Annotated in this window: 18 protein-coding genes and 1 pseudogene; 8 read left to right on the top strand and 11 right to left on the bottom strand. The window is 70.2% G+C overall.

Annotated features, from left to right (window positions below; translation table 11 throughout):
- Positions 1-141: 141 nt before the first annotated feature.
- Entirely contained in the window at positions 142-882 is a 741-nt protein-coding gene (locus ACZ4IF_RS11615) for a LuxR C-terminal-related transcriptional regulator (RefSeq protein ID WP_467561718.1), read from the top strand.
- On the opposite strand, the gene ACZ4IF_RS11610 is transcribed toward ACZ4IF_RS11615, so the two are convergent.
- From ACZ4IF_RS11610 to ACZ4IF_RS11560, 11 genes and pseudogenes are all read right to left on the bottom strand, one after another.
- Complete coding sequence (locus tag ACZ4IF_RS11610) at positions 871-3,042, bottom strand: hypothetical protein (protein ID WP_467561716.1); 2,172 nt, start codon at positions 3,040-3,042, stop codon at positions 871-873. The genes ACZ4IF_RS11615 and ACZ4IF_RS11610 overlap by 12 nt on opposite strands.
- On the bottom strand, positions 3,039-3,740 hold the full coding sequence (locus ACZ4IF_RS11605; RefSeq protein WP_467561714.1) for an ABC transporter ATP-binding protein: 702 nt from the start codon (positions 3,738-3,740) through the stop codon (positions 3,039-3,041). Before ACZ4IF_RS11605 ends, ACZ4IF_RS11610 begins: the two co-directional genes overlap by 4 nt.
- Positions 3,741-3,900: 160 nt before the next feature.
- On the bottom strand, positions 3,901-4,140 hold the full coding sequence (locus ACZ4IF_RS11600; RefSeq protein WP_467561712.1) for a hypothetical protein: 240 nt from the start codon (positions 4,138-4,140) through the stop codon (positions 3,901-3,903).
- Positions 4,141-4,658: 518 nt separating this feature from the next.
- Positions 4,659-5,290 (bottom strand): annotated as a pseudogene (locus ACZ4IF_RS11595) (MFS transporter); the annotation flags it as partial.
- A gap of 75 nt (positions 5,291-5,365) precedes the next feature.
- Positions 5,366-5,857 (bottom strand): hypothetical protein, encoded by a 492-nt coding sequence (locus tag ACZ4IF_RS11590; protein ID WP_467561791.1) that lies wholly within the window; start codon positions 5,855-5,857, stop codon positions 5,366-5,368.
- A gap of 124 nt (positions 5,858-5,981) precedes the next feature.
- Complete coding sequence (locus ACZ4IF_RS11585; protein WP_467561710.1) at positions 5,982-7,118, bottom strand: sugar ABC transporter substrate-binding protein; 1,137 nt, start codon at positions 7,116-7,118, stop codon at positions 5,982-5,984.
- Between the two features lie 552 nt (positions 7,119-7,670).
- Positions 7,671-8,117 (bottom strand): heat shock protein transcriptional repressor HspR, encoded by a 447-nt coding sequence (locus ACZ4IF_RS11580; RefSeq protein WP_095935595.1) that lies wholly within the window; start codon positions 8,115-8,117, stop codon positions 7,671-7,673.
- A gap of 5 nt (positions 8,118-8,122) precedes the next feature.
- Positions 8,123-9,301: a molecular chaperone DnaJ gene (dnaJ, locus tag ACZ4IF_RS11575; protein ID WP_467561708.1), complete on the bottom strand. Its 1,179-nt coding sequence runs from the start codon at positions 9,299-9,301 to the stop codon at positions 8,123-8,125.
- 33 nt (positions 9,302-9,334) lie between these two features.
- Entirely contained in the window at positions 9,335-9,997 is a 663-nt protein-coding gene (gene grpE, locus ACZ4IF_RS11570) for a nucleotide exchange factor GrpE (RefSeq protein WP_467561706.1), read from the bottom strand.
- Positions 9,994-11,844 carry a molecular chaperone DnaK gene (gene dnaK, locus ACZ4IF_RS11565; RefSeq protein WP_028799240.1) on the bottom strand — a complete coding sequence of 617 codons (1,851 nt, stop codon included), beginning with the start codon at positions 11,842-11,844 and terminating at the stop codon, positions 9,994-9,996. Before dnaK ends, grpE begins: the two co-directional genes overlap by 4 nt.
- 172 nt (positions 11,845-12,016) lie before the next feature.
- Positions 12,017-13,156, bottom strand: a complete 1,140-nt coding sequence (locus ACZ4IF_RS11560) for an MraY family glycosyltransferase (RefSeq protein WP_467561704.1) — start codon at positions 13,154-13,156, stop codon at positions 12,017-12,019.
- Positions 13,157-13,484: 328 nt separating this feature from the next.
- Here ACZ4IF_RS11560 and ACZ4IF_RS11555 point away from each other — a divergent pair, with 328 nt between their 5' ends.
- The 7 genes from ACZ4IF_RS11555 (at position 13,485) to ACZ4IF_RS11525 (ending at position 25,078) form a co-directional block, all read left to right on the top strand.
- Entirely contained in the window at positions 13,485-15,776 is a 2,292-nt protein-coding gene (locus tag ACZ4IF_RS11555; protein WP_095935591.1) for a (Fe-S)-binding protein, read from the top strand.
- 517 nt (positions 15,777-16,293) lie between these two features.
- On the top strand, positions 16,294-17,571 hold the full coding sequence (locus ACZ4IF_RS11550; RefSeq protein WP_467561702.1) for an FG-GAP repeat domain-containing protein: 1,278 nt from the start codon (positions 16,294-16,296) through the stop codon (positions 17,569-17,571).
- Between the two features lie 454 nt (positions 17,572-18,025).
- Positions 18,026-19,519 (top strand): FG-GAP and VCBS repeat-containing protein, encoded by a 1,494-nt coding sequence (locus ACZ4IF_RS11545; RefSeq protein ID WP_467561700.1) that lies wholly within the window; start codon positions 18,026-18,028, stop codon positions 19,517-19,519.
- 90 nt (positions 19,520-19,609) lie between these two features.
- A complete protein-coding gene (locus ACZ4IF_RS11540) occupies positions 19,610-20,965 on the top strand; it encodes an FG-GAP and VCBS repeat-containing protein (protein WP_467561698.1) in 1,356 nt (451 codons plus the stop codon).
- A gap of 59 nt (positions 20,966-21,024) precedes the next feature.
- Positions 21,025-22,461 (top strand): FG-GAP-like repeat-containing protein, encoded by a 1,437-nt coding sequence (locus tag ACZ4IF_RS11535; protein ID WP_467561696.1) that lies wholly within the window; start codon positions 21,025-21,027, stop codon positions 22,459-22,461.
- A 111-nt stretch (positions 22,462-22,572) separates the two neighbouring features.
- Entirely contained in the window at positions 22,573-24,012 is a 1,440-nt protein-coding gene (locus ACZ4IF_RS11530) for an FG-GAP-like repeat-containing protein (protein WP_467561694.1), read from the top strand.
- Between the two features lie 55 nt (positions 24,013-24,067).
- Positions 24,068-25,078, top strand: a complete 1,011-nt coding sequence (locus ACZ4IF_RS11525) for a Yip1 family protein (RefSeq protein ID WP_467561692.1) — start codon at positions 24,068-24,070, stop codon at positions 25,076-25,078.
- Positions 25,079-25,254: the final 176 nt, after the last annotated feature.

Genomic DNA, 25,254 nt, shown 5'->3' with positions numbered 1-25,254 from the left:
GACGGCGGAGATTCGACTCTATTCGTCGAATACGCCCACCGACTGGAGTGTGAGGCGCAGTGGCTCCCTGACCGGCCCTGGCCGGATTTCCCCCATCCGGCCAGGGTCCTCATGGATGGCCGCTCACGGGGAGGAGTTCTGGTGATACGGATCGGGATTTTCGGGCGAAGCCAGCTGGAGCGCTCAGGCATGCGGCGGGCCGTCGAGCAGGACGATCAAGTGCGTATTGTCAGCGAAGGCCCGACCGCGTCGGCATCCCGACTCGCGTACGCAGGAACTCCGGACTTACTCGTGATGAGCCATTCCAGCGTCGACGAGGCACTGCGCACGCTCAAGGAATTGAACGAGCTTGCCGTCACGCCGAGGAGAGTAGTTCTCGTCGACGGCGTGACGGAGCCCGGGGCACGAAGAATGCTCAGTAGAGGGGCGAATGGCATCCTTCACAGCGGCGGTTGCATGGAAAACCTTGTGTGGGCCGTGCGAGCGGCTGTCGCCGGCAGCGTGGCGCTCGCGCCGGAGGTGGCCCATCCATTGGTCGCTCGCTACCTCGAACCCGGTGGAGCGGCGGACGACGTGAACGCCGCTCGTGAGCGGTTGAACCGGCTCAGCCCAAGATGCCGGGAAATCCTGGGTCTCCTCGGTGAAGGACTCTCGAACCCCGCCATCGCCAGGAAGCTCAGCATCAGCACGCACACCGTGAAAGAGCACATTCGCACGATCTACGAGAGCATCGGCGCCGAGAATCGCATACAGGCCGCCCGAATCGTCTGGCAGGCCCAGTGGTGCGAACAGCTCGTTCCCCAGTCTTGGGGGAACACCTCGTCACAGAGTCCTCTATCTGCATGCGTAAGCGAGATGAACTCCTGTGCCTCAGTCCGATGACGGCTTCCACATCTCTGCCGTTCGCACGGCTGCGTACGCTCCCCATACGGCAAGCCCCAGAGCACAGGCGAGCGCACCGAGAGCGATGGGCGCCATGGACACGGGTGTTGTCACAGAAGTATTGGCGAGCGGGGTGGCCAGCCACCATGAGACCACCAGCCCGAACGCCGCAGCCAGGACCGAAGGCATCAACAGGGACCACATGGCCACCGACCGGAAGATACGGCGGCTGCCCGTCAACACGGACAGCGGGGCAAGCTCCCGTCCGAAGCGGAGGAATTCAGCCATCGCGCTGGTCCCGGCCACCAGACCGATCACGCCCACACCGATCAGCGACATGAGCCGAACCCAGTCGGTGGCCGTCTTCAACTTGCCCGTGTCGGACACGTCGCCCAGAGGGCGGACAGATGCCTTCATCGCAAGGGAGCGGCCGGCGACCTCCTGAACTTCCGATACCGACAGCTGCTTGCGGCCGTGCCCGACGACCAGCAAAGTCGGTGAACCACCCCTGCTGCCACCGGTGTAGGAGACCGGACCGCGTCGCGCGTATCCCTTCGCCCCCTGCGCGACTGCTGTTCTGCTCAGGATTTCGCGAAGACGTACATCTCCGTTCGCCGTGGAGATCCGCGCTGCCATATCGGAACATGGAAGACCGATCTCCCGAAGGGCCACGCAGTCACCGACGATCTCGACCCGGTCGGCGGTCTGTCCTACAGCCAGGAGCAGGTCGCCCGAAGGAAGCTCGCTCTCGAAGATCCGCACCCGGTCGGCTCCTGCGTAGGGAGTGACTCTCAGGACAGTCGTCCCCACTTTCTTCTGCGTCTCAATCGCGCTCTGCGTGAGATCGCCGAACACTCCCGTCCACAGCTGTGTCTGGGCGGCAAGCCCTATCGCGATCACCATGGAAGCCACCAGTCTCGCCACTGAACGCGACCCGACCCCGAGTCGGCGCCCGGAGACGAGAAGCCCAGGAGCCCCCGCCCGTCGGCCGACGCTCGCCATGAACGGACCGAGCCGGCCCACCGCGACCCCGATGACCGCGGGCAGCGTCGCCAGCACGATCACACAGCCACTGGCGTACACAGCTATTCGGAACTCAAGAGGAGCAAGTTCTGTACCTCGCACGGTGGCCAGCAGTGCGAAAGGAAAGACCCATACCGTCCACGCTCTGCGAGTCGGCAGGGAACCCGGCCTGGTGCGGCCGACCCGCCGAAAGCCCGGCTGAAGGAAGATGGCCACGAAGAGCACCACGATCGGAACACCGGCCAGACAGAGCAGGAGCGCCGGCCATGCGTGCCGAGCGTCCGCTTTCGACAGGACGAACTCCACGAGTGGGAACTCCGAGTCCCGTAGAAGCGGGATCGACGCAATCGACGCCGCAAGTGCCGCTCCCCATGCGACAGGAAGCGCGGCCTCGCCGAGCGTGAAGGCAAGTCGGGCTGTTTTCCCGGCACCCAGAGCTCCGAGCAGTGCCGTACGCCTGTCTCGGGGAGCCGCTCCGACTCGCGCCGCGATGACCACGAGGAGAGCCACCGGGAGCAGGACCAATCCGGCATACGCGGCGTAGAATTTCTGCGCCCCAAAGTTGTGAACACTCTCTCCGACGAATCCCGCAGATGCCTCCGGACCGAAACCACTGATCTCGAACATCTTCGATCTGTCGAGCATCTCCGCGCTGGGCCGCACATATGCGAAGCGCTCCGCCGGCGCTTCGAGGCCGTCAGCACCGATGACACCGCCGAAGCGCCCGAACTGCCCCAATGCGAGCCGACTCTTGAAGGAGTTCACCAGGGCAGGCGAAAGAACCGCCTCCCCCGGCGCCGGCCAGTGGGAGAGGCCTGGAGGGAGCGGCGCGCCCTTGCGTATCGGTTCGATGTAGACGACGTCGTACGGCATGGTCCCGATGCTTGCCGTGGTCGGCGCCCAGAGCGCCCGAGCGGTCTCGTGCGGATAGGCGGCGACGAGGCGAGGAGATCTCGCGACACTGCGCTCCGCGCGGGCCTCGAAGGAAGCGGAGGCCAGCACCAGACCACCAGCCGCGAGGGACAAGAGAGACGTGGCCAGGACCAAGGCCCAGAAGCGCACCCGCCCCGCTTCCGCGGCCAGAGCAGCCGTGCGCCCCATGCGCAGCAAGTGACGGAACAGCCCCCTGTCCTTCACGCGGCCTCCCCCGTCTCCGAAGCACCGGCCGACAGCCGGCCCTCATCGAGTCGGACCTGCCGATCCGCTCGCTGTGCGACGCTGACGTCGTGGGTCACCACCAGGAGAGCGCAGCCTCGTTGCCGCGGAACGCTGTACAGCAGTTCTGCCACGGCGTCGCGGTGCATGCGGTCCAGTGCCCCGGTGGGTTCGTCCGCGAGGAGCAGAGCGGGGTCGTTCATCAATGCCCGTGCGACCGCGACTCGCTGCCGTTCACCGCCGGACAGAGTCGCAGTCGACGAGTCCTCCAGCCGCACACCCAGTTCATCGAGCAGGTCAGCGGCACGGGCATACGCATCGCCAGCCTTCATTCCGGCCAGTAGCCCCGCCAGGGCCACATTCTCCAATGGAGACAGTTCCGGGAGCAGTTCACCGAATTGGAAGACCATTCCGACACTTTCACGCCGGTGCCGGGCAAGTGCGCGGGGCGACAGGCCTCCCTGATCGACACCAGCAATACGCACCACACCCGCGTCGGGTTTGATGAGACCGAGGATGCATGTCAACAGCGTTGTTTTGCCGCTACCGCTGGCTCCCGTGACCGCGACAGATTCCCCCGCAGCGACGCGGAGACCAATACCTGCCAGCAGTGACCGGCCCGGCAACCCATACTTCAGATCCTCGACTTCGAGCACGACCCGCCCGGCGTAGCCGCCCACTTGTACCTCCAGAGAGAATTCCCTGCCGCTTGCCGCATTCCGAACGGCGGCGTCACCCCACTTGCGGAGTAGACTCACCGCGAGCGGAGGGGTGGCGGCCGCTACCATCGGCCGCCACCCCTCCGGCTCGTCGAGCCGGATCACCCGGTCCCAGCGGCGATCACTCCACCCAACCGCTGCAGGCGTCAGGCCAGTTGTCGTACACCTCGCAGACCTGCATCTTGAAGATCGTGGAATGCTTCCCGCTCTCCACGGTCCAGGCGTTGCCGTCGTTGTCCTCGAAATGCGTGCCGTCGTAGGACTGTTTGTTCCACAGCGTGAGCTTGTCGCTCGGGTGGGCGGTCCTGTAGTACTCCGCCTTCACGTCATGGCCGTCATCCTGGGTGTCCTGGATGTTCATGACCGTGGCGGACTGTTCCGTCCAACCGCGGGCACCACCCCGACTGGCCGAAAGCGCGAACGCCGGCGACGCTCCCGCAACAGCGATCACGGTGAGCGCGCCAACCGCAGCTCGTCGCATTCCTCTCCTGCTCATTGCACCTTCTTCCTTCTCTCGTCAGAAAGCCTGTCGAATCGTGGACAGACTCATGTCCATTCCCTACGTGATGCAGGAAATGGCCCTCGCGCTCTCCGAGAGCGGGACGGGCAAGGAACAGTGAAGCGTGCTGCCGTCCTCTTCCCACACCCCTCTTTCGGCGGGTTCATTCAGTTCCCCAGCTCTTCGCGAAGGGCGACAACAAGCCCTCGCCCGGGGCACGGTGTCCTGATCACCGCTCACCGCTGGGCCTCATGCACTCCAGGCACACCGCGACATGGCGTGCCTCTCCGGACATCGTCGAACCGGCCGGGACGTCCGCATCACGTACTGGCGCGCACAGGTGGCCCGAACACGACGGCCTGCGGACGGCGCCGGTCGCGTCACGGCCCGGCCGCAGCCGGCTCCCGCAGGCGGCGCAGGAAGAGGCAGCCGACGGCGGGCAGGACGATCAGCGGGAGCAGGGCGGTACGCAGGGACGTGACGTCGGCCGGATGACCGATGAGGGGGCTCGCGAGCCCGCCGACGCCGACGGTCAGGCCCAGGGTGACCCCGCCCGCGGTGCCCATGCGTGTGGGGAGGCAGTCCTGGCCCAGGGTGATGTGCAGCGAGAAGGGCACGTACAGGCCGGCCGACGCGAGGGCGACGAAGAGATGGAGCAGCGGCCCGGGGACGAGGACGACCCCCGCGACGGCGAGGCCCCGTCAGCGCGTACGACCACCGTACGACCCGCACACGGCCGTACCGGGTGGCGAGCCGTCCCCCCGGCCGGCGTGCCCGCGGCGCCGCCGAGGCAGAGCACGAACAGGGCTGTCGTGCCCGCGACTTCACCGCCCGGGGCGCGCCGGGACGCGTAGAGCGAGATGAACGTGCCGAGCCCGACGAAGACGACCGACCGGCAGACCACGGCCCCGGAGAGGCGCAGGAAGGACGGCCGGTCGTTGCTGCCGGAGACCGGCTCCGAGGCCGCACCCGAGATCGTGCCGGGGGCCGCACCGCAGACGGCGCCGACGGCGTCCTCCGTCGGGGCGGGCCGGGCCGCGCGTACGGCCGCCGGGGGCCCACGGCCAGGACGCCCGGCGGGCCGCGGTCACCCGGAGGCCCAGCTCCTGAGCAGGGCCTCGCGGGCGGGGCGCCAGGGCGTCGCTCCGGCCCCGTCCGTGCGTCCCCACTCCAGCAGCCGGTCCACGTCCACCGTGCCGTCCACGAGCCGCTCCAGCAGCTCGACGGAGAGCTCGTACTCGGACTGGACGTAGCCGCCCACGGCCGCGCCGTACACGGTCAGCTCGGCCGTCTCCGTGTCCGTGCGGACGTGGACCTCGAAGGCGGGCGGGGTGTCGGCGCCGCCCGTCGCCAGGTCGATGACCGTGTCGGCCACGCTGTTCACCAGCCAGCGCGTGCTGGACCGCACCGGGGCGTGGTGCACGGCGACACCGCGCACCCGCGGCCACGGCCAGAAGGCCTGCTGGTCCGCGCCCACGGCCTGGATCCCCGCGGCCGTGAGCCGCACACCGCGCGCGTGCCCCTCGGGCTGGGCGCCCAGGTACACGCTCTCCTCGGTGATCCAGAACAGGCCGATCATGGCCACGGGGTGCCTCCAGCGGGACGACGGCGGGACGACCGCACGGCGCCGGGTCCACGACGGCACCACGGCGTGCGGTCCCCCTGTGAGACACCCACGGGCCCGGATCGGTTCAGCCGTCGCCCTACTTGAGGCCGGCGGAGTTGCACGCCGCCTTGTACGCGGCCGTGCAGATCTGCTTGACGGTGTAGATGCCGTCCTGGATCACCGTGTCGTCGATGTTCTCCCTGGTGAGGTCGACGACGGGCACGAGCTGGGCCGGGATGCCCTTGTTCGTGGGGCTGTCGACCTTGTCGCGGGTGAGCGCGTCGAACTCGATCGACCGGCCCTGGACCTTCGCCACGGCCATCTCGGCGGCGGCGCTGGCCTCCTGCGGGTACGACTTGTAGACGCTCATGTACTGGTCGCCCTTGACGATGCGCTGCACCGCGTTCAGCTCGGCGTCCTGGCCGGTGACCGGCGGGACCTTGCTGACGCCGGCGGTCTTCAGGACGTCGATGACCGCGCCCGCGAGGCCGTCGTTGGCGGAGTAGACGCCCGCGATGTTGTCGAGGCCGACGGCCGTGATGGCCTTCTCCATGTTGGCCTTGGCGTTGACCGGGTTCCAGTCCGTGGTGTCGTACGTCTTGGCGATGACAACCTTGTCCTTGAGCTCGGACAGGGCGCCCGCCTTGAACTGCGCGGCGTTCGGGTCGGTGGGCGACCCGTTCATCATGATGATCTTCTTCGAGGTGGCGCTGCCGCTCTCGTCCTGGACCGCCTGGAGCAGGGCCTTGCCCTGGACCTCGCCGACGAGTTCGTTGTCGAAGGAGATGTACGCGTCGATGGGGCCCTGCGCGAGCCGGTCGTAGGCGATGACGGGGATGCCCGCGTCCTTGGCCTTCTTCACACCGGCGGCGATGGCCTTGGAGTCCACCGCGTCCACGAGGATCACGTCGACCTTGTCGTCGACCATCTGCTGGAGCTGGTCGTTCTGCTTGGCCGCGTCCTGCTGGGCGTTGGCGTAGGAGACCGTGCCCTTGTGGCTGGTGAGCTTCTCCACCGTCTCCTTGATGATCGGGTAGTCGAACCTCTCGTAACGGCTGTTCTCCTTCTCGGGGAGGAGCAGGCCCACCGTGATGTCGTCGCCCTTCGAAGGGCTGGCCTTGGTTCCGTCGCCGCCGATTCCGTCCACGACGCCGCAGCCGGCGAGTGACACGGCCATGGCGGACGACGCCAGGGATATGACGGTACGACGCAGACGGGTGTTACGAGTGTTCACATCAGGTGCCTTCCGGGCGAGGTTGCAGCATTGCGACCCAGGTGGCTGAAAGCCAACGCGGCGATCACCTCAGCGTCAAGGAGTAACCACTTAACGAGATGGCAACGGCGTTCTGTGTTCCCCAAGTGAACACGATGGGAAGAGGGTACGCCCTCTCTTCCACCAATCCCCTCGGCTTCACCTTCTGTCATCCACGTCCGCACGGCCAACTGCCGTGGTCAGGGGCGCCGATCGGCCGGAAATCCACCCACCCCAGGCGGTCCGGAACCGCCCGGAGGAACTCGTGGAACCGGCCGGGGAGACGGCGTCCGCGGCCCCTTCGCCCCCTCACCCGCCACACCGGGCGGCCCGTTCACTTCTGCGGGCGCAAACGCCGCAGCCGCGATGAATTGCCATATCCGGCCCACAAGCGGCAGTTCTCTGTGAACACGGCATTCGCGGGCACACCGAAGAAGACGGGCGACCGCGCGGCCGCACCGCCGCCGCGCCCCGGCGGGAACGACGCGAAGGGGCCCGGAGGTTCGACCTCCGGGCCCCTTCGTGGCGCTTGTGCTACTCGGGCTGGCGCTTGGGGCGCCACACCACCAGTGCGCTCGTCTGCTGGACCTCCTGATAGGGGACCAGGTCACGGCGGTAGGAGGCGTGGACGGCCGCTTCACGCTGCTGCATCGCTGCGGCCGCGCCGTCCAGGGCCGACTGGAGCTCGGCGACGCGGGACTGGAGCGCGGCGACCTGGTTCTCCAGTTCGATGATGCGCTTGATGCCGGCCAGGTTGATGCCCTCGTCCTGCGACAACTGCTGGACGGTGCGCAGCAGTTCGATGTCGCGGGCCGAGTAGCGCCGGCCCCGCCCCGCGGTGCGGTCGGGCGAGACCAGGCCCAGGCGGTCGTACTGGCGAAGTGTTTGCGGGTGCAGTCCGGAGAGCTGGGCCGCCACCGAGATGACGTAGACCGGAGTCTCCTCGGTCATTTCGTACGGGTTGCGTCGACGACCGTCCATCTCTTTCATGCTCCCTTCGCGGCCTGGAACAGCTCCGCCCGCGGGTCCTCACCCGCGGTCGCCTCGCGATACGCCTCCAGGGCGTCACGCGCCTTGCCCGAGAGGTCGGTGGGGACCGTCACCTCGACGGTCACCAGGAGGTCGCCCCGGGTGCCGTCCTTGCGGACCGCGCCCTTGCCACGGGCGCGCATGGTGCGGCCGTTGGGCGTGCCCGGGGGCAGCTTGAGGGTGACCGGCGGTCCGCCGAGCGTCGGGACGCGGACCTCTCCGCCGAGCGCCGCCTCCGCGAAGGTGACGGGCACCGTGACGGTGAGGTTGTCGTCCTTGCGGCCGAAGACCGGGTGGGCGTCGACGTGGACGGTGACGTACAGGTCACCCGCCGGGCCGCCCCGCTCGCCGGGAGCGCCCTTGCCGCGCAGCCGGATCCGCTGACTGTCACTGACTCCGGCCGGGATACGGACCTGCATGGTCCGGGAGGACTTGGCGCGCCCCGATCCATGGCAGACCAGGCAGGGGTGCTCCGCGATCAGGCCGCGGCCCTTGCAGTCCGGGCAGGGGTCGGTGAGCGAGAACCCGCCGCCCGAACCCCGCGCGACCTGGCCGGTGCCGACACAGGTCGGGCACACGCGCGGCGTGCCGTTCTTGTCGCCGGTGCCCGAGCAGGCCTTGCAGGGCGACTGCGAGGTCATGCGCAGCGGTACGGTCGCGCCGTCCACGGCCTCCGTGAAGCTCAGCGTGACCTCGGTGTCGATGTCCTGGCCGCGCCGGGGCTGCGTACGGGTGCCGGTGGTGGCGCCACCGCGGTTGAACAGGCCCCCGAAGACGTCGCCGATGCCGCCGCCGAAACCCCCGGTGCCGCCGCCCTGGGCGCCGCCTCCGAAGAGGTCGCCCAGGTCGAAGTTGAAGGATCCGCCACCGGCGCCGGGACCCGGCCGGAAGCCGCCGTTGCCGAAGAGGGCGCGGGCCTCGTCGTACTCCTTGCGCTTCTTGGGGTCGCCGAGCACGTCGTTGGCCTCGGAGATCTCCTTGAAGCGCTCCTCGGCCTTGGCGTTGCCCTTGTTGGCGTCCGGGTGGAACTCGCGGGCGAGCTTCCGGTACGCCTTCTTGATCTCGGCCTCGGTGGCGTCCTTGGGGACGCCGAGGACCTTGTAGAAGTCCTTCTCGATGAAGTCCTTGGTGCTCATCCTCGACGTCCCTCCTTCCTTATCCGTTCAACGTCAGCCCTCGTCCGGGCCACCGTTCTCCTTGTCGTCGGCGGTCTCTGCGGATTCCGGCGAGTCCGCCTTGACCGTCTGGGCCCCCGGCTGGGGTTCGGCGACGGCCACCCGCGCGGGGCGGATGGTGCGCTCGCCGATGCGATACCCCGGCTGCAGAATCGCCACGCACGTCGTCTCCGTGACGTCCGGCGCGTACGAGTGCATCAGGGCCTCGTGGATCGTCGGGTCGAAGGGCTCGCCCTCCTTGCCGAACTGCTGGAGCCCCATCTTCGCCGCGACGGTCTCCAGCGACTCGGCCACCGACTTGAAGCCGCCGACCAGTTCGCCGTGTTCCCGCGCGCGGCCGATGTCGTCGAGCACGGGCAGGAGCTCGGTCAGGAGGTTCGCGATAGCGATCTCCTTGACCGCGATCCGGTCGCGCTCGACCCGGCGGCGGTAGTTCTGGTACTCGGCCTGCAGCCGCTGGAGGTCCGCCGTGCGCTCGCCGAGCGCCGTGCGCACCTGGTCCAGCTGGGCCGTCAGGCCCGCCGTCCGGTCGGCTGCTGCCGCGTCCCCGGCCGGGGCCGCCCCCTCTTCGGGGGCGGCCTTCGGCTCGGCGTCGTCAGGGGTGGCGCCGGAGGGGACGTCAGGCTTCTCGTCGAAACCCGGGGTCTCCTCCGTCACGCGGCACCGTCCTTGCGGTCCTCGTCGACGATCTCGGCGTCGACGACGTCGTCGTCGGCCTTGGCCTGCTCGGCGCCCGGGGCGCCCTCGGCGCCGCCGGCGGCCTGCGCGGCCTGGGCGTCGGCGTACATGGCCTGGCCCAGCTTCTGCGAGACGGCGGCGACCTTCTCGGTGGCCGTGCGGATCTCGGCGGTGTCCTCGCCCTTGAGCGCGGCCTTCAGCTCCTCGACGGACGCCTCGACCTCGGTCTTGACGTCACCGGGGACCTTGTCCTCGTTGTCCTTGAGGAACTTCTCCGTCTGGTAGACGAGCTGCTCGCCCTGGTTGCGGGTCTCGGCGGCCTCGCGGCGGGCGTGGTCCTCCTCCGCGTACTTCTCGGCCTCCTGGCGCATGCGGTCGACCTCGTCCTTCGGCAGCGAGGAGCCGCCGGTGACGGTCATCTTCTGCTCCTTGCCCGTGCCGAGGTCCTTCGCGGTCACGTGCATGATGCCGTTGGCGTCGATGTCGAAGGCGACCTCGATCTGCGGGACGCCACGCGGCGCCGGCGGCAGACCGGTCAGCTCGAACATCCCGAGCTTCTTGTTGTACGCCGCGATCTCGCGCTCGCCCTGGTAGACCTGGATCTGCACGGACGGCTGGTTGTCCTCGGCCGTCGTGAAGATCTCGGAGCGCTTCGTCGGGATCGTGGTGTTGCGCTCGATGAGCTTGGTCATGATGCCGCCCTTGGTCTCGATACCGAGGGACAGCGGGGTCACGTCGAGGAGCAGGACGTCCTTGACCTCACCCTTGAGGACACCGGCCTGGAGGGCGGCGCCGATGGCTACGACCTCGTCCGGGTTCACACCCTTGTTGGCCTCGTTGCCGCCGGTCAGCTCCTTGACGAGCTCGGCGACGGCGGGCATACGGGTGGAGCCGCCGACGAGAACGACGTGGTCGATCTCGGACAGCTGGATGCCGGCGTCCTTGATGACGTTGTGGAACGGCGTCTTGCAGCGCTCCAGCAGGTCGGCCGTCAGCTGCTGGAACTGGGCGCGCGTGAGCTTCTCGTCCAGGTGCAGCGGGCCCTCGGCGGACGCCGTGATGTAGGGCAGGTTGATCGAGGTCTCGGTGGACGAGGACAGCTCGATCTTGGCCTTCTCGGCCGCCTCGCGGAGGCGCTGGAGGGCCATCTTGTCCTTGGACAGGTCCACGCCGTGACCGGACTGGAACTGCTTGACCAGGTAGTCGACGACACGCTGGTCCCAGTCGTCACCACCGAGGTGGTTGTCACCGTTGGTGGCCTTCACCTCGACGACGCCGTCACCGATCTCCAGGAGGGACACGTCGAAGGTGCCGCCACCGAGGTCGAAGACGAGAATGGTCTGGTCGTCCTTGTCCAGGCCGTACGCGAGGGCGGCGGCCGTGGGCTCGTTGACGATGCGCAGGACGTTCAGGCCCGCGATCTCGCCGGCCTCCTTGGTGGCCTGACGCTCCGAGTCGTTGAAGTACGCCGGGACGGTGATGACCGCGTCCGTGACCTTCTCGCCCAGGTAGGCCTCTGCGTCGCGCTTCAGCTTCTGCAGGATGAAGGCGGAGATCTGCTGGGGGTTGAAGTCCTTCCCGTCCAGGTTGATCTTCCAGTCCGTGCCCATGTGACGCTTCACGGAGCGGATGGTCCGGTCCACGTTCGTGACCGCCTGGCGCTTGGCGACCTCGCCGACGAGCACCTCACCGTTCTTCGCGAAGGCGACGACGGACGGCGTGGTCCTGGCACCCTCGGCGTTGGTGATGACGGTGGGCTCGCCGCCCTCCAGAACGCTGACGACGGAGTTAGTCGTGCCCAGGTCGATGCCGACCGCACGTGCCATTTCGATTCCTCCAGCAATGACTTGAGTGGAACGGACTCAAGTGTGCATGACCCTCGCGTCTGGGTCAACAGAGCTGAGTCGAGGACACTCAACTCTTATCTCTTCCCTACACGCAGGAGAGTCCTGACCTGTGGTTTCTCCGTACGGTAGCGGGTCGGCGGCATGACCTCCGTCAGACACGGGCGTACGGATTCTCATCCCGTCCGGCGCTCGCGGGACCCCCGGGAGAGGGGACCGAGGGGCGCGAGGGCACGCGGTCCGGGCGGGCCGGCCGCGTCCGGCGTGTCTGCCGTGCCATACGTGTCTCCCGCGCGCCGCGCGCCATGCGCCTCTCCCGCGCGCCGCGCGGATCACGCACGGGCCGCAGGGCGAACCCGGCGACGACGGCCGCGGCGACCCCGGCCACCCACCAGGCGGCGTCCGTGCCCGCCCAGCCCAGGTCGATCAGCAGGCCGACGAGCACCGCCGCGAAGGCCGCGGCACCGAGGACGACCAGGCACCCCTGCGGGGTCAGCCCCAGCCGGCGCAGCCGGTGGCCGAGGTGGTCGGGGCCGGGGCGCAGCAGCGGACGTCCGGCCCGTCGCCGCGAGACGAGGACGAGGACGGCGTCGGCGGTCGCCAGCGCCGTGAGCGCGAACCCGGCAGCGATCCCGGGGCCCGCCTCCCGCTCGGCGTGCACCAGCACGGCGGCCGAGGCCAGCACGAACCCGGCGAACAGCGAGCCGCACCGCCCCGGCACGATCCGTGCCGGGTGCCAGCCGTGCATCAGGAACCCGGTGAGGGCGGCGGCCAGCACGCTGAGCAGTGCCGCGAGCCCGTCCATGACCTCGGCGGCCGCGCACCCGGCGAGCGCGAAGGCGGTGACGACGCCGACGGTCCCCATCAGCCCGTCGACGTGGTCGAGCGAGCCGAAGGCGTGCGTGACGAACACGATCCAGGCGACGGCCAGCAGTCCGGCGGGCAGCCCGAGGACGTCATAGGGCACGGTCAGCGCGGCGGCGGCGGTCACGGCGCAGACCCGCACGGCGAGCGGCACGGTCCACAGGTCGGCGGCCAGCCCGAGCGCGGCGAGCCCGAGCGCGGCGACCAGCAGCCGGCCGGCCTCCGGGCCGAGCGGGGCGACGTCCGTCCAGTCCCCGAGGGCGGCGACCAGTGCGGTGCCGGCCATGACGGCCACCCCGCCGAGCAGGGCGACCGGCCGGGCCCGCCGTCGGTCGACCACCCCGAGGCGCAGGGCGATCGTCCGCAGCAGCGCGGCGAGTGCGGCGGTCAGGAGCAGGGCGGCGGTGGCGGCGGCGATCCCGTACAACACGACGAGAAATTTATGCCGTGTTGTCACAGTATCGTGTGATTAGCACGACAGGGCGTCACGTGTCCCCGCGAACGGCGGAACCGGCCGGGTGTCTCGCGACCGGACCGGGGAGGGGCGCCACCGCCTCGCACCTGCGGCACCGGACCCCGGAGCGGGGAAGGGTGACACCGCCTGTTCAGGCAACCCTCAGCGACGCAGATCACCGCACTCCTGGCTACAGTGCGGCGCTAGAAGTGGGTAGTCTCAGACGGACTGCATAAGTTACCGCTTAGTAATCACTTCGAGTGCACACTCGGAGCAACACCTCGCAGGCCCGAGGAGCCCCCAAATGCAACTCGCCGCGATCATCGTGTCGCTGGTCCTGACCGTGGTCGGCGTTGCGCTGCTCGCACGCGCCATCGGCCAGTTCGTCCGGTACTTCAAACTGGGTCAGCCGGTGCCCGCCGGCAGCCGAACCGACAACCCCTACCAGCGCAGCGTGACCCTGGTACGCGAGTTCCTCGGTCACACGCGGATGAACCGCTGGGGCATCGTGGGCGTCGCCCACTGGTTCGTCGCCGTCGGCTTCCTGACGCTGCCGCCGACCCTGGCCCAGGCGTTCGGCCAGCTCTTCCAGGCCGACTGGGTGCTCCCGGTCATCGGCGACTGGCTGCCGTTCGAGATGTACACCGAGTTCATCGGCGCGATGACCGTGCTGGGCATCGCCGTCCTCATGGTGATCCGGCTGCTGAGCCTGCCCTCGCGGCCGGGCCGCAAGTCCCGCTTCGCGGGCTCCAAGGCGGGTCAGGCGTACTTCGTCGAGTACGTCATCCTCACCATCGGTCTGGCGATCTACACGCTGCGCGGTCTCGAGGGCGCGCTGCACCACGTCGAGGGTTACGAGGCCGGGTACTTCGCCTCGTACCCGCTGGTGGTGGCCTTCAAGGGGCTGGGTCTGAGCACCCTCCAGAACCTGGTCTACCTGGTCGCGATGATCAAGATCAGCGTGTCGTTCATCTGGATGATCGTGGTCTCGCTGAACACCAACATGGGTGTGGCCTGGCACCGTTTCCTGGCCTTCCCGAACATCTGGTTCAAGCGTGAGGCGACCGGCGGCACGGCACTGGGCGGCCTGCAGCCGATGACCTCGGGCGGCAAGCCGATCGACTTCACCGACCCGGGCGAGGACGACGTCTTCGGTGTCTCCCAGGTCGAGCAGTTCTCCTGGAAGGGCCTGCTGGACTTCTCCACCTGCACCGAGTGCGGCCGCTGCCAGTCGCAGTGCCCGGCCTGGAACACCGGCAAGCCGCTCTCCCCGAAGCTGCTGATCATGTCGCTGCGCGACCACGCGCACGCCAAGGCCCCCTACCTGCTGGCCGGCGGCGGCAAGACCATGGAGGGCGAGGAGAAGGCGTCCGAGGAGCAGCTGAAGGACGTACCCGCCGCGGCCCTCGCCGAGGCCGAGCGCCCGCTGATCGGCACCGCCGAGGAGAACGGCGTCATCGACCCGGACGTCCTGTGGTCCTGCACCACCTGCGGCGCCTGCGTCGAGCAGTGCCCGGTGGACATCGAGCACATCGACCACATCGTCGACATGCGCCGCTACCAGGTGATGATCGAGTCCGCGTTCCCGTCCGAGGCGGGCACGATGCTCAAGAACCTGGAGAAGAAGGGCAACCCCTGGGGCCTGGCCAAGAAGCAGCGCCTGGAGTGGCTCAAGGAGCTCGACTTCGAGGTGCCGGTCGTCGGCAAGGACATCGAGGACCTCACCGAGGTCGAGTACCTGTACTGGGTCGGCTGCGCCGGCGCCCTGGAGGACCGGGCCAAGAAGACCACCAAGGCCTTCGCCGAGCTGCTGAACATCGCGGGCGTCAAGTTCGCGATCATGGGCGGCGACGAGAAGTGCACCGGTGACTCCGCCCGCCGCCTCGGCAACGAGCCCTTGTTCCAGGAGCTCGGCATGGAGAACGTCATGGCGCTGAACACGGCGTTCGGCGAGGAGATGGACGACGAGGGCAACGTCACGCCCGAGTCGAAGAAGCCGAGGTCGGCGAAGAAGATCGTCGCCACCTGCCCGCACTGCCTCAACACGATCGGCAACGAGTACCCGCAGATCGGCGGCGACTACGAGGTCATCCACCACACGCAGCTGCTCCAGCACCTCGTCGACGAGGGCAAGCTCGTCCCCGTCACCCCGGTCGAGGGCATCATCACGTACCACGACCCCTGCTACCTGGGCCGCCACAACAAGATCTACACGCCCCCGCGCGAGATCATCGGCAAGGTCCCGGGCCTCAGGAACGAGGAGATGCACCGCCACAAGGAGCGCGGCTTCTGCTGCGGCGCCGGCGGCGCCCGCATGTGGATGGAAGAGCGGATCGGCAAGCGCATCAACAACGAGCGTGTCGACGAGGCGCTGTCGCTCAACCCGGACATCGTCTCCACCGCCTGCCCGTTCTGCCTCGTCATGCTGACCGACTCGGTCAACGGCAAGAAGAACGACGGCAAGGCCAAGGAGTCCATCCAGGTCGTCGACGTCGCCCAGCTGCTCCTCGAGTCCGTCAGGACGCCGGTGGACGACGAGCCCCCGGCGGGCGAGGCCGAGTCGGAGAGCGAGCCGGAGCCCGAGCCGGTCAAGTGAGCCGGGACCGGCCCGGTGCGAAGGCACCGGGCCGGTGAAGCGGTACAGCCCGACGACGAAGCACCCCATGTCCCCGGCCGGGCCGGAGGACATGGGGTGTTCTCGTCCCCGCCGCCCGGCACGGCCTCGCCGTCGGCGACGGGGGCGGCACGACGGACCCGGGACGGGGACGCTCGCCGCCTCCCCGTGGCCGTCCGGGAGTCGACGGACGGCGCGACCGCGGGAGCACGCCTCCGGTGACGCACCACGGCCGGTCCGCACCGACCGGCCCGTCGGCCCGATCCGACCTGTCCGGGCACCGCCGCCCCATGACATCCGGCCGTTGTCGGCCCGGGGTGACCGATCCCGCACGCCCCCGCTCTTACCGCCCCGCCCCAACAGGGCCATCATGTGCAGGTTGTTGTCGACGGTTCGGTCGGGGTGAATGGTGCGCGGGCGAAGAGGCGGGCGCGGAAGCGGGAGCAGGAGCGACGGCCGGAACGCAGGCCGCGGCGGCAGCGGCATACGCACGGCCGCGGTGGCGGCCGGCGCCGGCTGCGCCCTCCTCCTGTCGGGCTGCGCGGGGCTCGGTTCGGACGACCACGCCGCGTCGGACCGGCACGAGCCGGCGACCGTGGCCAAGGCCCCGGCCCAGCTGCCCGTTCCGCGCGGCAAGGGCAGCAAGGTCGCGGACGACTTCAACGGGGACGGCCACCGCGACCTGGTCCTCAACGACCTCGTCAAGGACCAGAGCCACAGCGACGACGCGGGCATCGGCATCGTCTACGGGACGGCCCACGGACTCGCCCCGGGCGCGCGACAGCTGCTGAACCCGGCGAAGCGGGCGGCCCCCACCAAGGGCCAGTTGCCCGCCGTGTTCGACGCGGAGGCGAGCTGCGACCTGGACAAGGACGGGTTCACAGACCTCGTCGTGTCGACGGACCCGCCCTACGACGGGCAGGGCCGGCCCCCGGTCCCGCTGCAGATCCTCTTCGGCTCCCCCGCCGGTCTCACCGGCAAGGCGGTCAAGCTGGACATTCCCGCGCAGGCACGTTTCGGCAACGACTGGCCGGACCAGCCGGTGTGCGGCGACTTCGACGGCGACGGCGCCCAGGACCTCGTCACTCACGCCTCCGACGGCCGGCTGAGCTATCTGCGCGGCCCGTTCAGCCGCAAGGGAGCGCCGCGTGCGGCGGGCAAGCCGCTCGCCTCCCCCGGCAACGTGCCGACCGGACCGGCCGCCGACGTGAACCGCGACGGCTACGACGACCTCCTCGTCCGCGCGGCCGACGGTGCCGCCAAGTCCGCGGTGGTCCTCGGCGGTCCGGCCGGGCCCACCCGCACGGGCGTCGTCCTGCCCGAGGGCATCGACGTCGCCTTCGGCCGCTTCGGCAAGGGCAAGGCCCTCGACGCGGCGGTCGGTTCGATGGGAGGAACGTCACTGCGCTACGACCTCCCGACCGCCGGCCGCGGCAGCCTGGCCACTCCTGGTTCCGTGCTCGACTCCGGCGACTTCGACGGGGACGGGCTGAGCGAACTCGTCTCCAGCGGTACCGAGCTGCGGGTCCTGCGGGGCCGTACGGCCGGTCTCTCCGCGACCGGCATGGTCACGGTGCGGCCGCCCGCCCGGGGCACCACCCGGGTGCTGGCCGTGGGCGACTTCACCGGGGACGGACGGGACGACCTGGCGGTACGGACGTACCCGGGCGAGACGCGGGACACCGTCGCCGTGTTCGCGGGCACCGAGAAGGGCCTGCTGTCGGCGAAGCCGTCGGTCACCTTCTCCAGCTCGGAGTTCCTCGGCATGGACTCCTGAGCGGACCCCGCACCCGCGGGAACGCCCCCTTGCCGCGGCGACGCGGCAGACGCCCGAACCGGTCCCGGACCGGCGAGGGGTCGGCCCCCTGAGCCCCGCCCGGACACTCCGGCCTCCGCGGTCCCCGTTCCGACACCCCGGCCGGACACCCGGGCTCGGAGACGTGCCCGGCCCTCGTCGGACCCCGCGCCGCGCCCACCGCCCCGGAGCGTTCACGGCGTCCGGGGGAAGCGCTCCCACACCTCCGGACCACCGGAAATCCCTTTCGCCCCCATTCCCTCACCCGCCTCGAAAATTAACCGAACTCACGTACAACCCTTGCACCCCTTGAAGGGTCTCCTGTTCGCCGACCGCCACGTGAATCCTCGGACAACTCCAGGAGAACGCGAGCGGTACGCCCCCATCGACTGTGGATGTCCGCCAGACATCCCCCGCATGCCGCAGGAGAACCCGCATGCACAAGCGCTACGCGCACCACCGACGACTCGCCCTCGCGACGGCCACCGCGGCCGCGCTGACGGGCGGTCTGCTCGGCTTCTCGGCCGCGACGGCAACCGCCGCGGACTCGACGAGGGTCGCCCAGGCCGACTTCAACGGCGACGGCATCGGCGACATCGCCACCTCCGCCGCCACCGCCTACGTCAGCGGACACAAGGGCGCCGGACAGGTCATCGCCCTCTACGGCACCGCCACCGGCGTGTCCTCCGCCAAGCGCACCACCATCAGCCAGAACACCACCGGCGTCCCCGGCACCGCCGAGGCCGGCGACGCCTTCGGCTCGGAACTCGCGTACGCCGACTTCAACGGCGACGGTTACGACGACCTCGCCGTCGGCACCCCCAACGAGAAGGTCGGCACCGACACCAACGGCGGCGGCCTCGCCATCCTCTGGGGCTCCGCGAGCGGCCTCACCGGCAAGGGCGTCGACGTCCCCGACCCGGCCGCCTCCTCCCACGACTACTGGGGCAAGGACCTGGCCGCCGGCGACTTCGACGGCGACGGCAAGGCCGACCTGGCCGTCGGCAGTTCCTCCGCCACCATCTACGTCTACAAGGGCGGTTTCACCACCTCCGGCACCCCGGGCGGCCGCACCACCATCAAGCCGCCGATCGAGTCCGGCACCAACGACTTCCCGTACGGCCCGTTGAGCCTCACCGCGGGCGACGTCAACGGCGACGGCCGCACCGACCTCATCGTCGACGGCTTCGAGACGACCACGTCGACCGGCTGGAACACCAACTACTGGGTGCCCGGCACGGCGTCCGGACTGAGCGTCTCCTCCGCCCAGACGCTGAAGACCGGCATGATCACGGCCGTCGGCGACATCAACGGCGACGGCTACGGCGACATCGTCAGCGGCGCCTCCTGGAACGGCACGCTCGACGACGGCACCGCCGTCCCGGACTCCGCCAAGGGCGGCAAGGTGAACATCACCTACGGCACCGCCTCCGGACCCGGCTCGACCTCCGGCATCACCCAGAACACCGGCAGCGTGCCCGGAACCTCCGAGACCGACGACGGCTTCGGCTGGGACCTCGACCTCGGCGACGTCAACGGCGACGGCTTCCAGGACCTCGTCGTCAGCACCCCGAACGAGGACATCGACGGCATCTCCAACACCGGCATGGTCACCGTCCTGTACGGCTCGGCGAGCGGCGTCAGGGTGTCCTCCGGCGCCCAGGCCTTCGCGCAGAGCACGGCCGGCGTCCCCGGCAACGACGAGAAGGGCGACCTCTTCGGCGCCGACGTGAAGCTCGACGACGTGACCGGCGACGGCAAGGCGGACCTGGTCGTCGGCTCGTACGAGAACAGCGCCAACGGAGCGGTGACCTACCTGCCCTCCAACGGCACGACGATCACCACGAGCGGCTCCCGCACCGTCTCGCCGAGCACCTCGGGCGTCTCGACCACGGGCACGCCGCAGTTCGGCGCCCTGTTCGCCGACTGACCTGCCGCGGCGCGCAGTTCGCCTCTCCGTAGTCGTACCTCTCGCCGGGCCCGTGTACGCACGGGCCCGGCTCCTTCCTGGAGCTCCGCCATGCGCAGACGCACCTCGGCCGCCCTCGCGGCCTCCCTCCTCGCGGCGGGCCTCGCCCCGCTCGCCCTGAGCACCCCCGCCGGCGCGGCCGTCGCCAAGCACTACGACGACTTCAACGGCGACGGCTACCGCGACCTGGCCTACGCCCACGCCTACAGCGGGATCTCGGGCACGGACGGCTGGCAGGGCGGGGCCGTCGTCGTCACGTACGGCACCGCGCACGGGCTCGACACCTCGCACACCCAGGTGGTCCACCAGGACAGCCCCGGCGTGCCCGGCACCGGTGAGGAGGACGACATGTTCGGCGAGTCGCTCGCCGGCGCCGACCTCGACAAGGACGGCTACGCGGACCTCGTCGTCGGCAACCCCACCGAACATGTCGGCAGCGCGCAGTACCGCGGCACGGTCACCGTCGTCTGGGGCTCCCGCTCCGGACTGTCCGGCGGCACCAGCCTCACCCCGAAGTCCGGCGCCGGCGGCCACTTCGGCTCCGACCTCGCGACCGGCGACTTCAACGGCGACGGCTCGCCCGACCTCGCGGTGATCGGCGGTGAGGAGGCCTGGCTGTACCGCGGCTCCTTCTCCAGGTCCGGCTCCCACGGCACCGTCAGCAAGATCGACAAGACGGACGGGGGCTGGTACTCCCACGGCCTCGCCGCGGGCAAGATCGACGGCGACGGAAAGACCGACCTGGTCGTCCTCGGCGCCCAGTTCTCCGGCAGCAGCGTCGCCAGCCGCGTCTGGTTCCTCAAGGGCTCCTCCGGCGGCCTGACCTCGGGCGCCTCCAAGACCCTCGACAGCGACGCCACCAGCGCCGCCGTCGGCGACTTCGACAAGGACGGCTACGGCGACATCGCCCTCGGCCAGCCGGACCGCAGCAGCAGCAAGGGCGCGGTCACCGTCTGGCGCGGCACCGCCTCCGGGCCCAGCGGCTCGACCACCTTCACCCAGGCCACCTCCGGCGTCTCCGGCACCCCCGAGGCCGACGACAACTTCGGGTACGCCGTCTCGGCCGCCGACGCGAACGGCGACGGCTACGCGGACCTCGCGATCGGCGTCCCGTTCGAGGACGTCGACGGCATGGAGGACCAGGGCGGCGTCCACCTCTTCCGCGGCGGCTCCGGCGGCCTCGTCGGCACCCGCTCCTCCTGGATCCCGCAGACGGTGGCGGGCGCGGCCCCCTCCGACAGCGCCTTCGGCCGCGCGCTGCGGCTGCGCGACCTGAACGCCGACGGCAAGGCCGACCTCACGGTCGGCACCGGGGACGACGCCCTCGTCCTGCGCGGCACCTCCACCGTCCCCACGGCGACCGGCGCCCTCACCCTGCCCGACTTCGGCGGCAGCGTCCTCGACTGACCTCCGTCCTCCCGCGCCGGGCCCACGGCCCGGCGCTCCTCTTCTCGAACAGGGCTCCCATGCGCAAGCGCACCCTCCTGCTGGCCGCGACCCTCACCACCGGCCTGCTCACCGCACTGCCCGCCACCACGGCCGCCGCCGCGCCCTCCGGACTGTCCGGCGACTTCAACGGCGACGGCTACCGCGACCTCGCGATCGCCGCGCCCATCGCCACGATCTCCGGCAAGGCCGGCGCCGGCTACGTCGCCGTGGTCTACGGCACGGCGAGCGGCCTGGACACCTCCAAGCGGCAGATCATCAGCCAGGCCACGACGGGCATCCCCGGCACCCCGGAGTCCTCCGACTACTTCGGCGACCGGCTGACCACGGGCGACATGGACGGCGACGGCTACACGGACATCGTCGTCGGCGTGCACAGCGAGCGGATCGGCTCCACCGACGACTTCGGCGCGCTGACGGTGCTGTGGGGCGGCGCCGACGGGGTGAAGTCCGGCACCGACATCTCCTCGCCGCTGCCGCAGTACCGCAGCGAACTGGGCTGGGCCCTGGCGGCGGGCGACTTCGACGGCGACGGCCACACCGACCTGGCCGCCGGCAACAACTCGTCGCCTTCCCTGAACATCTTCCGCGGCCCCATCTCCCGTACCGGCAAGGCCGCTTCGCTCATCGGCATCGACACCGTCGAGCAGACCACGATCTACCCGGACAAGCTCGTCGCGGGCGAGGTCAACGGCGACGGGAAGACCGACCTCCTCGTCATGGGCCAGGAGGAGACCAGCAGCGGCGGCAACCGCACCCGCAGCGTCCTCTACACCGGCTCGGCCACCGGCCCGAAGCCCGGCAAGAAGCTGGCGGGCGGCTACACGGCCACCATCGCCGACGTCGACAAGGACGGTTACGGCGACATCGTCACCGGCAACTTCATGGAGAAGTCCACCACCGAGCCGGACGGCGGCCTCGGCGGCGCGATCACGGTGACCTACGGGGCCTCGGGCGGCCTCGGCACGCGCACGCCGGTGCGGATCACCCAGGACACGGCGAACGTCCCCGGCACCGCCGAGAAGGGCGACGGCTTCGGCTGGAGCCTGTCCTCGGGCGACACCAACGGCGACGGCTACGCCGACGTCGTGATCGGCTCGGACAGCGAGTCCCTCGGCTCCAAGCGGCACGCCGGCCAGGTCACCGTCCTGCGCGGTTCCGCCTCCGGCCTGACCGGCACCGGTTCCAAGTCGTACTCCCAGGACACCGCGAACGTCCCCGGCACCGCCGAGGCCGACGACTACTTCGGCGACGAGGTCTTCCTCACCGACACGAACCGCGACGGCCGCGCGGAACTGGCGGTCGGCGCCCGCGGCGAGAACGGCGGCGCCGGCGCGGTCTGGCTCTTCAAGTCCACCTCCTCCGGCACCACCGCCACCGGCTCCAAGTCCTTCGGCAGCACCACCCTGGGCGGCCCCTCGGGCCTCGCCTACTTCGGGAACGTGTTCGCGGGCTGACCCGCACCGGCCGTGCGGACCACCGGGCCCGCACGGCCCCGCACGGCACATCCGGCCCTGCGGCCGGCGTGGTCCCCACGATCCGCATGCTTCACCTGGAGAACCGACCTGATGCGCATACGCACTTCGGCAGCGCTCGCCGCCCTCCTCACGGCGGGTCTCACACCCCTGACCCTGACCACCCCGGCCTCCGCCGCCCCCGCCAAGTACGCGGACGACTTCAACGGCGACGGATACCGCGACCTGGTGACCGGCGCGCCGTACGCCACCGTGGGCGGCGCCGCCTACGCGGGCGCCGTCGTCGTCGACTACGGCTCCGCGTCCGGGATCAGCGCCTCCCGGCGCACGGTGGTCACACAGAACACCAGCGGCATCCCGGGCACCGCGGAGAAGGACGACGAGTTCGGCGCCTCCCTCGCCTCCGGCGACCTCAACAACGACGGATACGCCGACCTCGTGGTCGGCGCCGCACGGGAGGACGTGGGCAGCGACGTCGACGGCGGGACGGCCGTGATCGTCTGGGGTGGCAAGAACGGCCTCTCCGGCGGCCTCACCGTCTCCGACCCGGCGCCCTCGTCCCACGACCGGTACGGACGGACCCTGGCCGTCGCCGACTTCAGCGGCGACGGCCGGGCCGACCTCGCGGTCGCCGGCGACGGCAAGGACGTCGCGATCCACAAGGGAGGCTTCACCAAGGCCTCCGGGCCCGCGTCCCGCTACCAGGTCGTCACCGGCCTGCAGAGCGGCGCGATCGGCGGCCCGCACTCCATGGCCGCCGGCGACCTGAACGGCGACGGCACGGACGACCTCGTGCTGAGCGGCTCCTACTACCCGGAACCGGGGACGATCTTCGAGGGCACCCTGGTCTACCGCGGCTCGGCCGCCGGGCTCACCTTCGAGCGCGCGATCGACAACGACAACTGGGACTCGACGGCCGTCGGCGACCTCAACGGCGACGGCTACGACGACCTCGTCGCGAGCGCGGAGCCGGACGACGTGCGACCGGGCGACGGCGGGTCCATCAGCACCTACCTGGGCGGCCCCGACGGCCTCGGATCCACCCCGCGCCAGACCATCGACCAGGACACCCCCGGCGTACCGGGCACGGCCGAGGACAGCGACTGGTTCGGCTCGGCCCTGTCCATCGACGACATCGACGGTGACGGCCGCGGCGATCTCGCCGTGTCGGCGCTCTACGAGGACATCGGCTCCGCGGTCCTCGCCGGCAGCGTCACCGTGTTCCGCGGCTCCGCGTCGGGCCTGTCCACCACCGGCGTCAAGAGCTTCACCCAGAACACCGAGGGCGTCCCCGGCACGGCGGAGAAGACCGACCAGTTCGGCAAGGCCGTCCGTCTGGCCGACCTCAACGGCGACCACCGGGCCGACCTCGCCGTCGGCGCCGACGGCGAGAACGACGCCGACGGCGGCCTGTGGATCCTGCGCGGCTCGTCCTCCGGCATCACCACGAAGAACGCGCTCAGCTTCGGACCGTCGTCCGCGGGCGTCCCGACGACGGGCTCCCCGCGGTTCGGGTTCGCGCTGCTGCGCTAGGGGGTGCCGGCCGACGGGCACCCCCGTAAGGGGCGCCCGTCGGTCCCCCTAAGGGATGTCACAGGTCGGCCCCAATGAAGGGCCCGTTGCCCCGGGCCGCGCACGTCGATCCCCGGGACCAGGTACGTTCGAAGACGTGGCTGGATTCAGGATCGGACGCGGCGCCCGGGACAACCGTTCCCCGCAGGCGCGCCCGCAACAACACCAAGCACCGTACGGACAGCAGGGCCCCCAGGGCCGGCAGCAGCCGTACGGCTACCCGCCTGCGCCGCCGCAGCAGCAGTACGGGGGCCGGCAGCAGTACAGAGGCGGCCAGCAGTACGGCGGCGCTCAGCAGGGCGGCTGGCCGCAGGCCCACGGCGGCCACGGCGAGCCGGAGTACTTCGGTGACGGACACCCTCAGCAGGGCCCGGACCCGTACGCGGCGAACAGCCCCGGTCACACCCAGGCCTTCTCGATCGGCGAGGACCCCTACAGCCAGGGCGAGACCTACCGGGCCGGCCAGGCGGCGGCCCCGCCGATAGGCCCCCGGCTGCACTGGAAGGACCTGCTCAGGGGCATCGTGACGGCCCCGGACCAGACCTTCCTGCAGATGCGCGACTACACGATGTGGGCCCCGGCCCTCATCGTGACGTTCCTCTACGGTCTGATCGCCGTCTTCGGCTTCGACGGCGCACGCCAGGACGCGATCGAGGCGACCCTCTCGAACGCCGTCCCGATCGTCCTGACGACCGCCGTCGCCATCGTCATCAGCACTTTCATCCTGGGCGTGGTCACCCACACCCTGGCCCGCCAGCTCGGCGGCGACGGCGCCTGGCAGCCCACGGTCGGCCTGTCCATGCTGATCATGTCGATCACGGACACCCCGCGCCTGGTCGTCGCCATGTTCTTCGGCGGCGACGCCTCCTTCGTCCAGCTGCTCGGCTGGGCGACCTGGATCGGGGCGGGCGCCCTGCTGACCCTCATGGTCAGCCGCTCCCACGACCTGCCCTGGCCGAAGGCCCTGGCCGCGTCGGCGATCCAGCTCATCGCGATCCTGTCGATCGTGAAGCTGGGCACGTTCTAGCGGCCGGCACCTCCCAGACGGAGCGGAGGGGCTCCCCGGACACGGGGAGCCCCTCCGCCGTGTCCCGGGAACGAATGCCGGGCCCCAGCCCCCGTCCCGCCGCTCCTCGATCCCCGAGGCCCGGCGGGCAGCGCCACGTGAGGAACTTCCGGAACTTCCGCCTCGCGTACAACCCC

This window comes from Streptomyces sp. NPDC025784 (genome assembly GCF_055558435.1).
The sequence above is the reverse complement of the archived record's forward strand: the minus strand, read 5'-3'. Positions and strand labels throughout refer to the sequence as shown.

Excerpts from the sequence above, each read along its gene's own strand:
- ACZ4IF_RS11525 (WP_467561692.1), top strand. The coding sequence starts at position 24,068 with ATGTCACAGGTCGGCCCCAATGAAGGGCCCGTTGCCCCGGGCCGCGCA.
- ACZ4IF_RS11535 (WP_467561696.1), top strand. The coding sequence starts at position 21,025 with ATGCGCAAGCGCACCCTCCTGCTGGCCGCGACCCTCACCACCGGCCTG.
- dnaK (WP_028799240.1), bottom strand. The coding sequence starts at position 11,844 with ATGGCACGTGCGGTCGGCATCGACCTGGGCACGACTAACTCCGTCGTC.
- ACZ4IF_RS11530 (WP_467561694.1), top strand. The coding sequence starts at position 22,573 with ATGCGCATACGCACTTCGGCAGCGCTCGCCGCCCTCCTCACGGCGGGT.
- ACZ4IF_RS11540 (WP_467561698.1), top strand. The coding sequence starts at position 19,610 with ATGCGCAGACGCACCTCGGCCGCCCTCGCGGCCTCCCTCCTCGCGGCG.
- ACZ4IF_RS11600 (WP_467561712.1), bottom strand. The coding sequence starts at position 4,140 with ATGAACATCCAGGACACCCAGGATGACGGCCATGACGTGAAGGCGGAG.
- ACZ4IF_RS11545 (WP_467561700.1), top strand. The coding sequence starts at position 18,026 with ATGCACAAGCGCTACGCGCACCACCGACGACTCGCCCTCGCGACGGCC.
- ACZ4IF_RS11555 (WP_095935591.1), top strand. The coding sequence starts at position 13,485 with ATGCAACTCGCCGCGATCATCGTGTCGCTGGTCCTGACCGTGGTCGGC.
- dnaJ (WP_467561708.1), bottom strand. The coding sequence starts at position 9,301 with ATGAGCACCAAGGACTTCATCGAGAAGGACTTCTACAAGGTCCTCGGC.
- ACZ4IF_RS11580 (WP_095935595.1), bottom strand. The coding sequence starts at position 8,117 with ATGGACGGTCGTCGACGCAACCCGTACGAAATGACCGAGGAGACTCCG.
- ACZ4IF_RS11590 (WP_467561791.1), bottom strand. The coding sequence starts at position 5,857 with ATGATCGGCCTGTTCTGGATCACCGAGGAGAGCGTGTACCTGGGCGCC.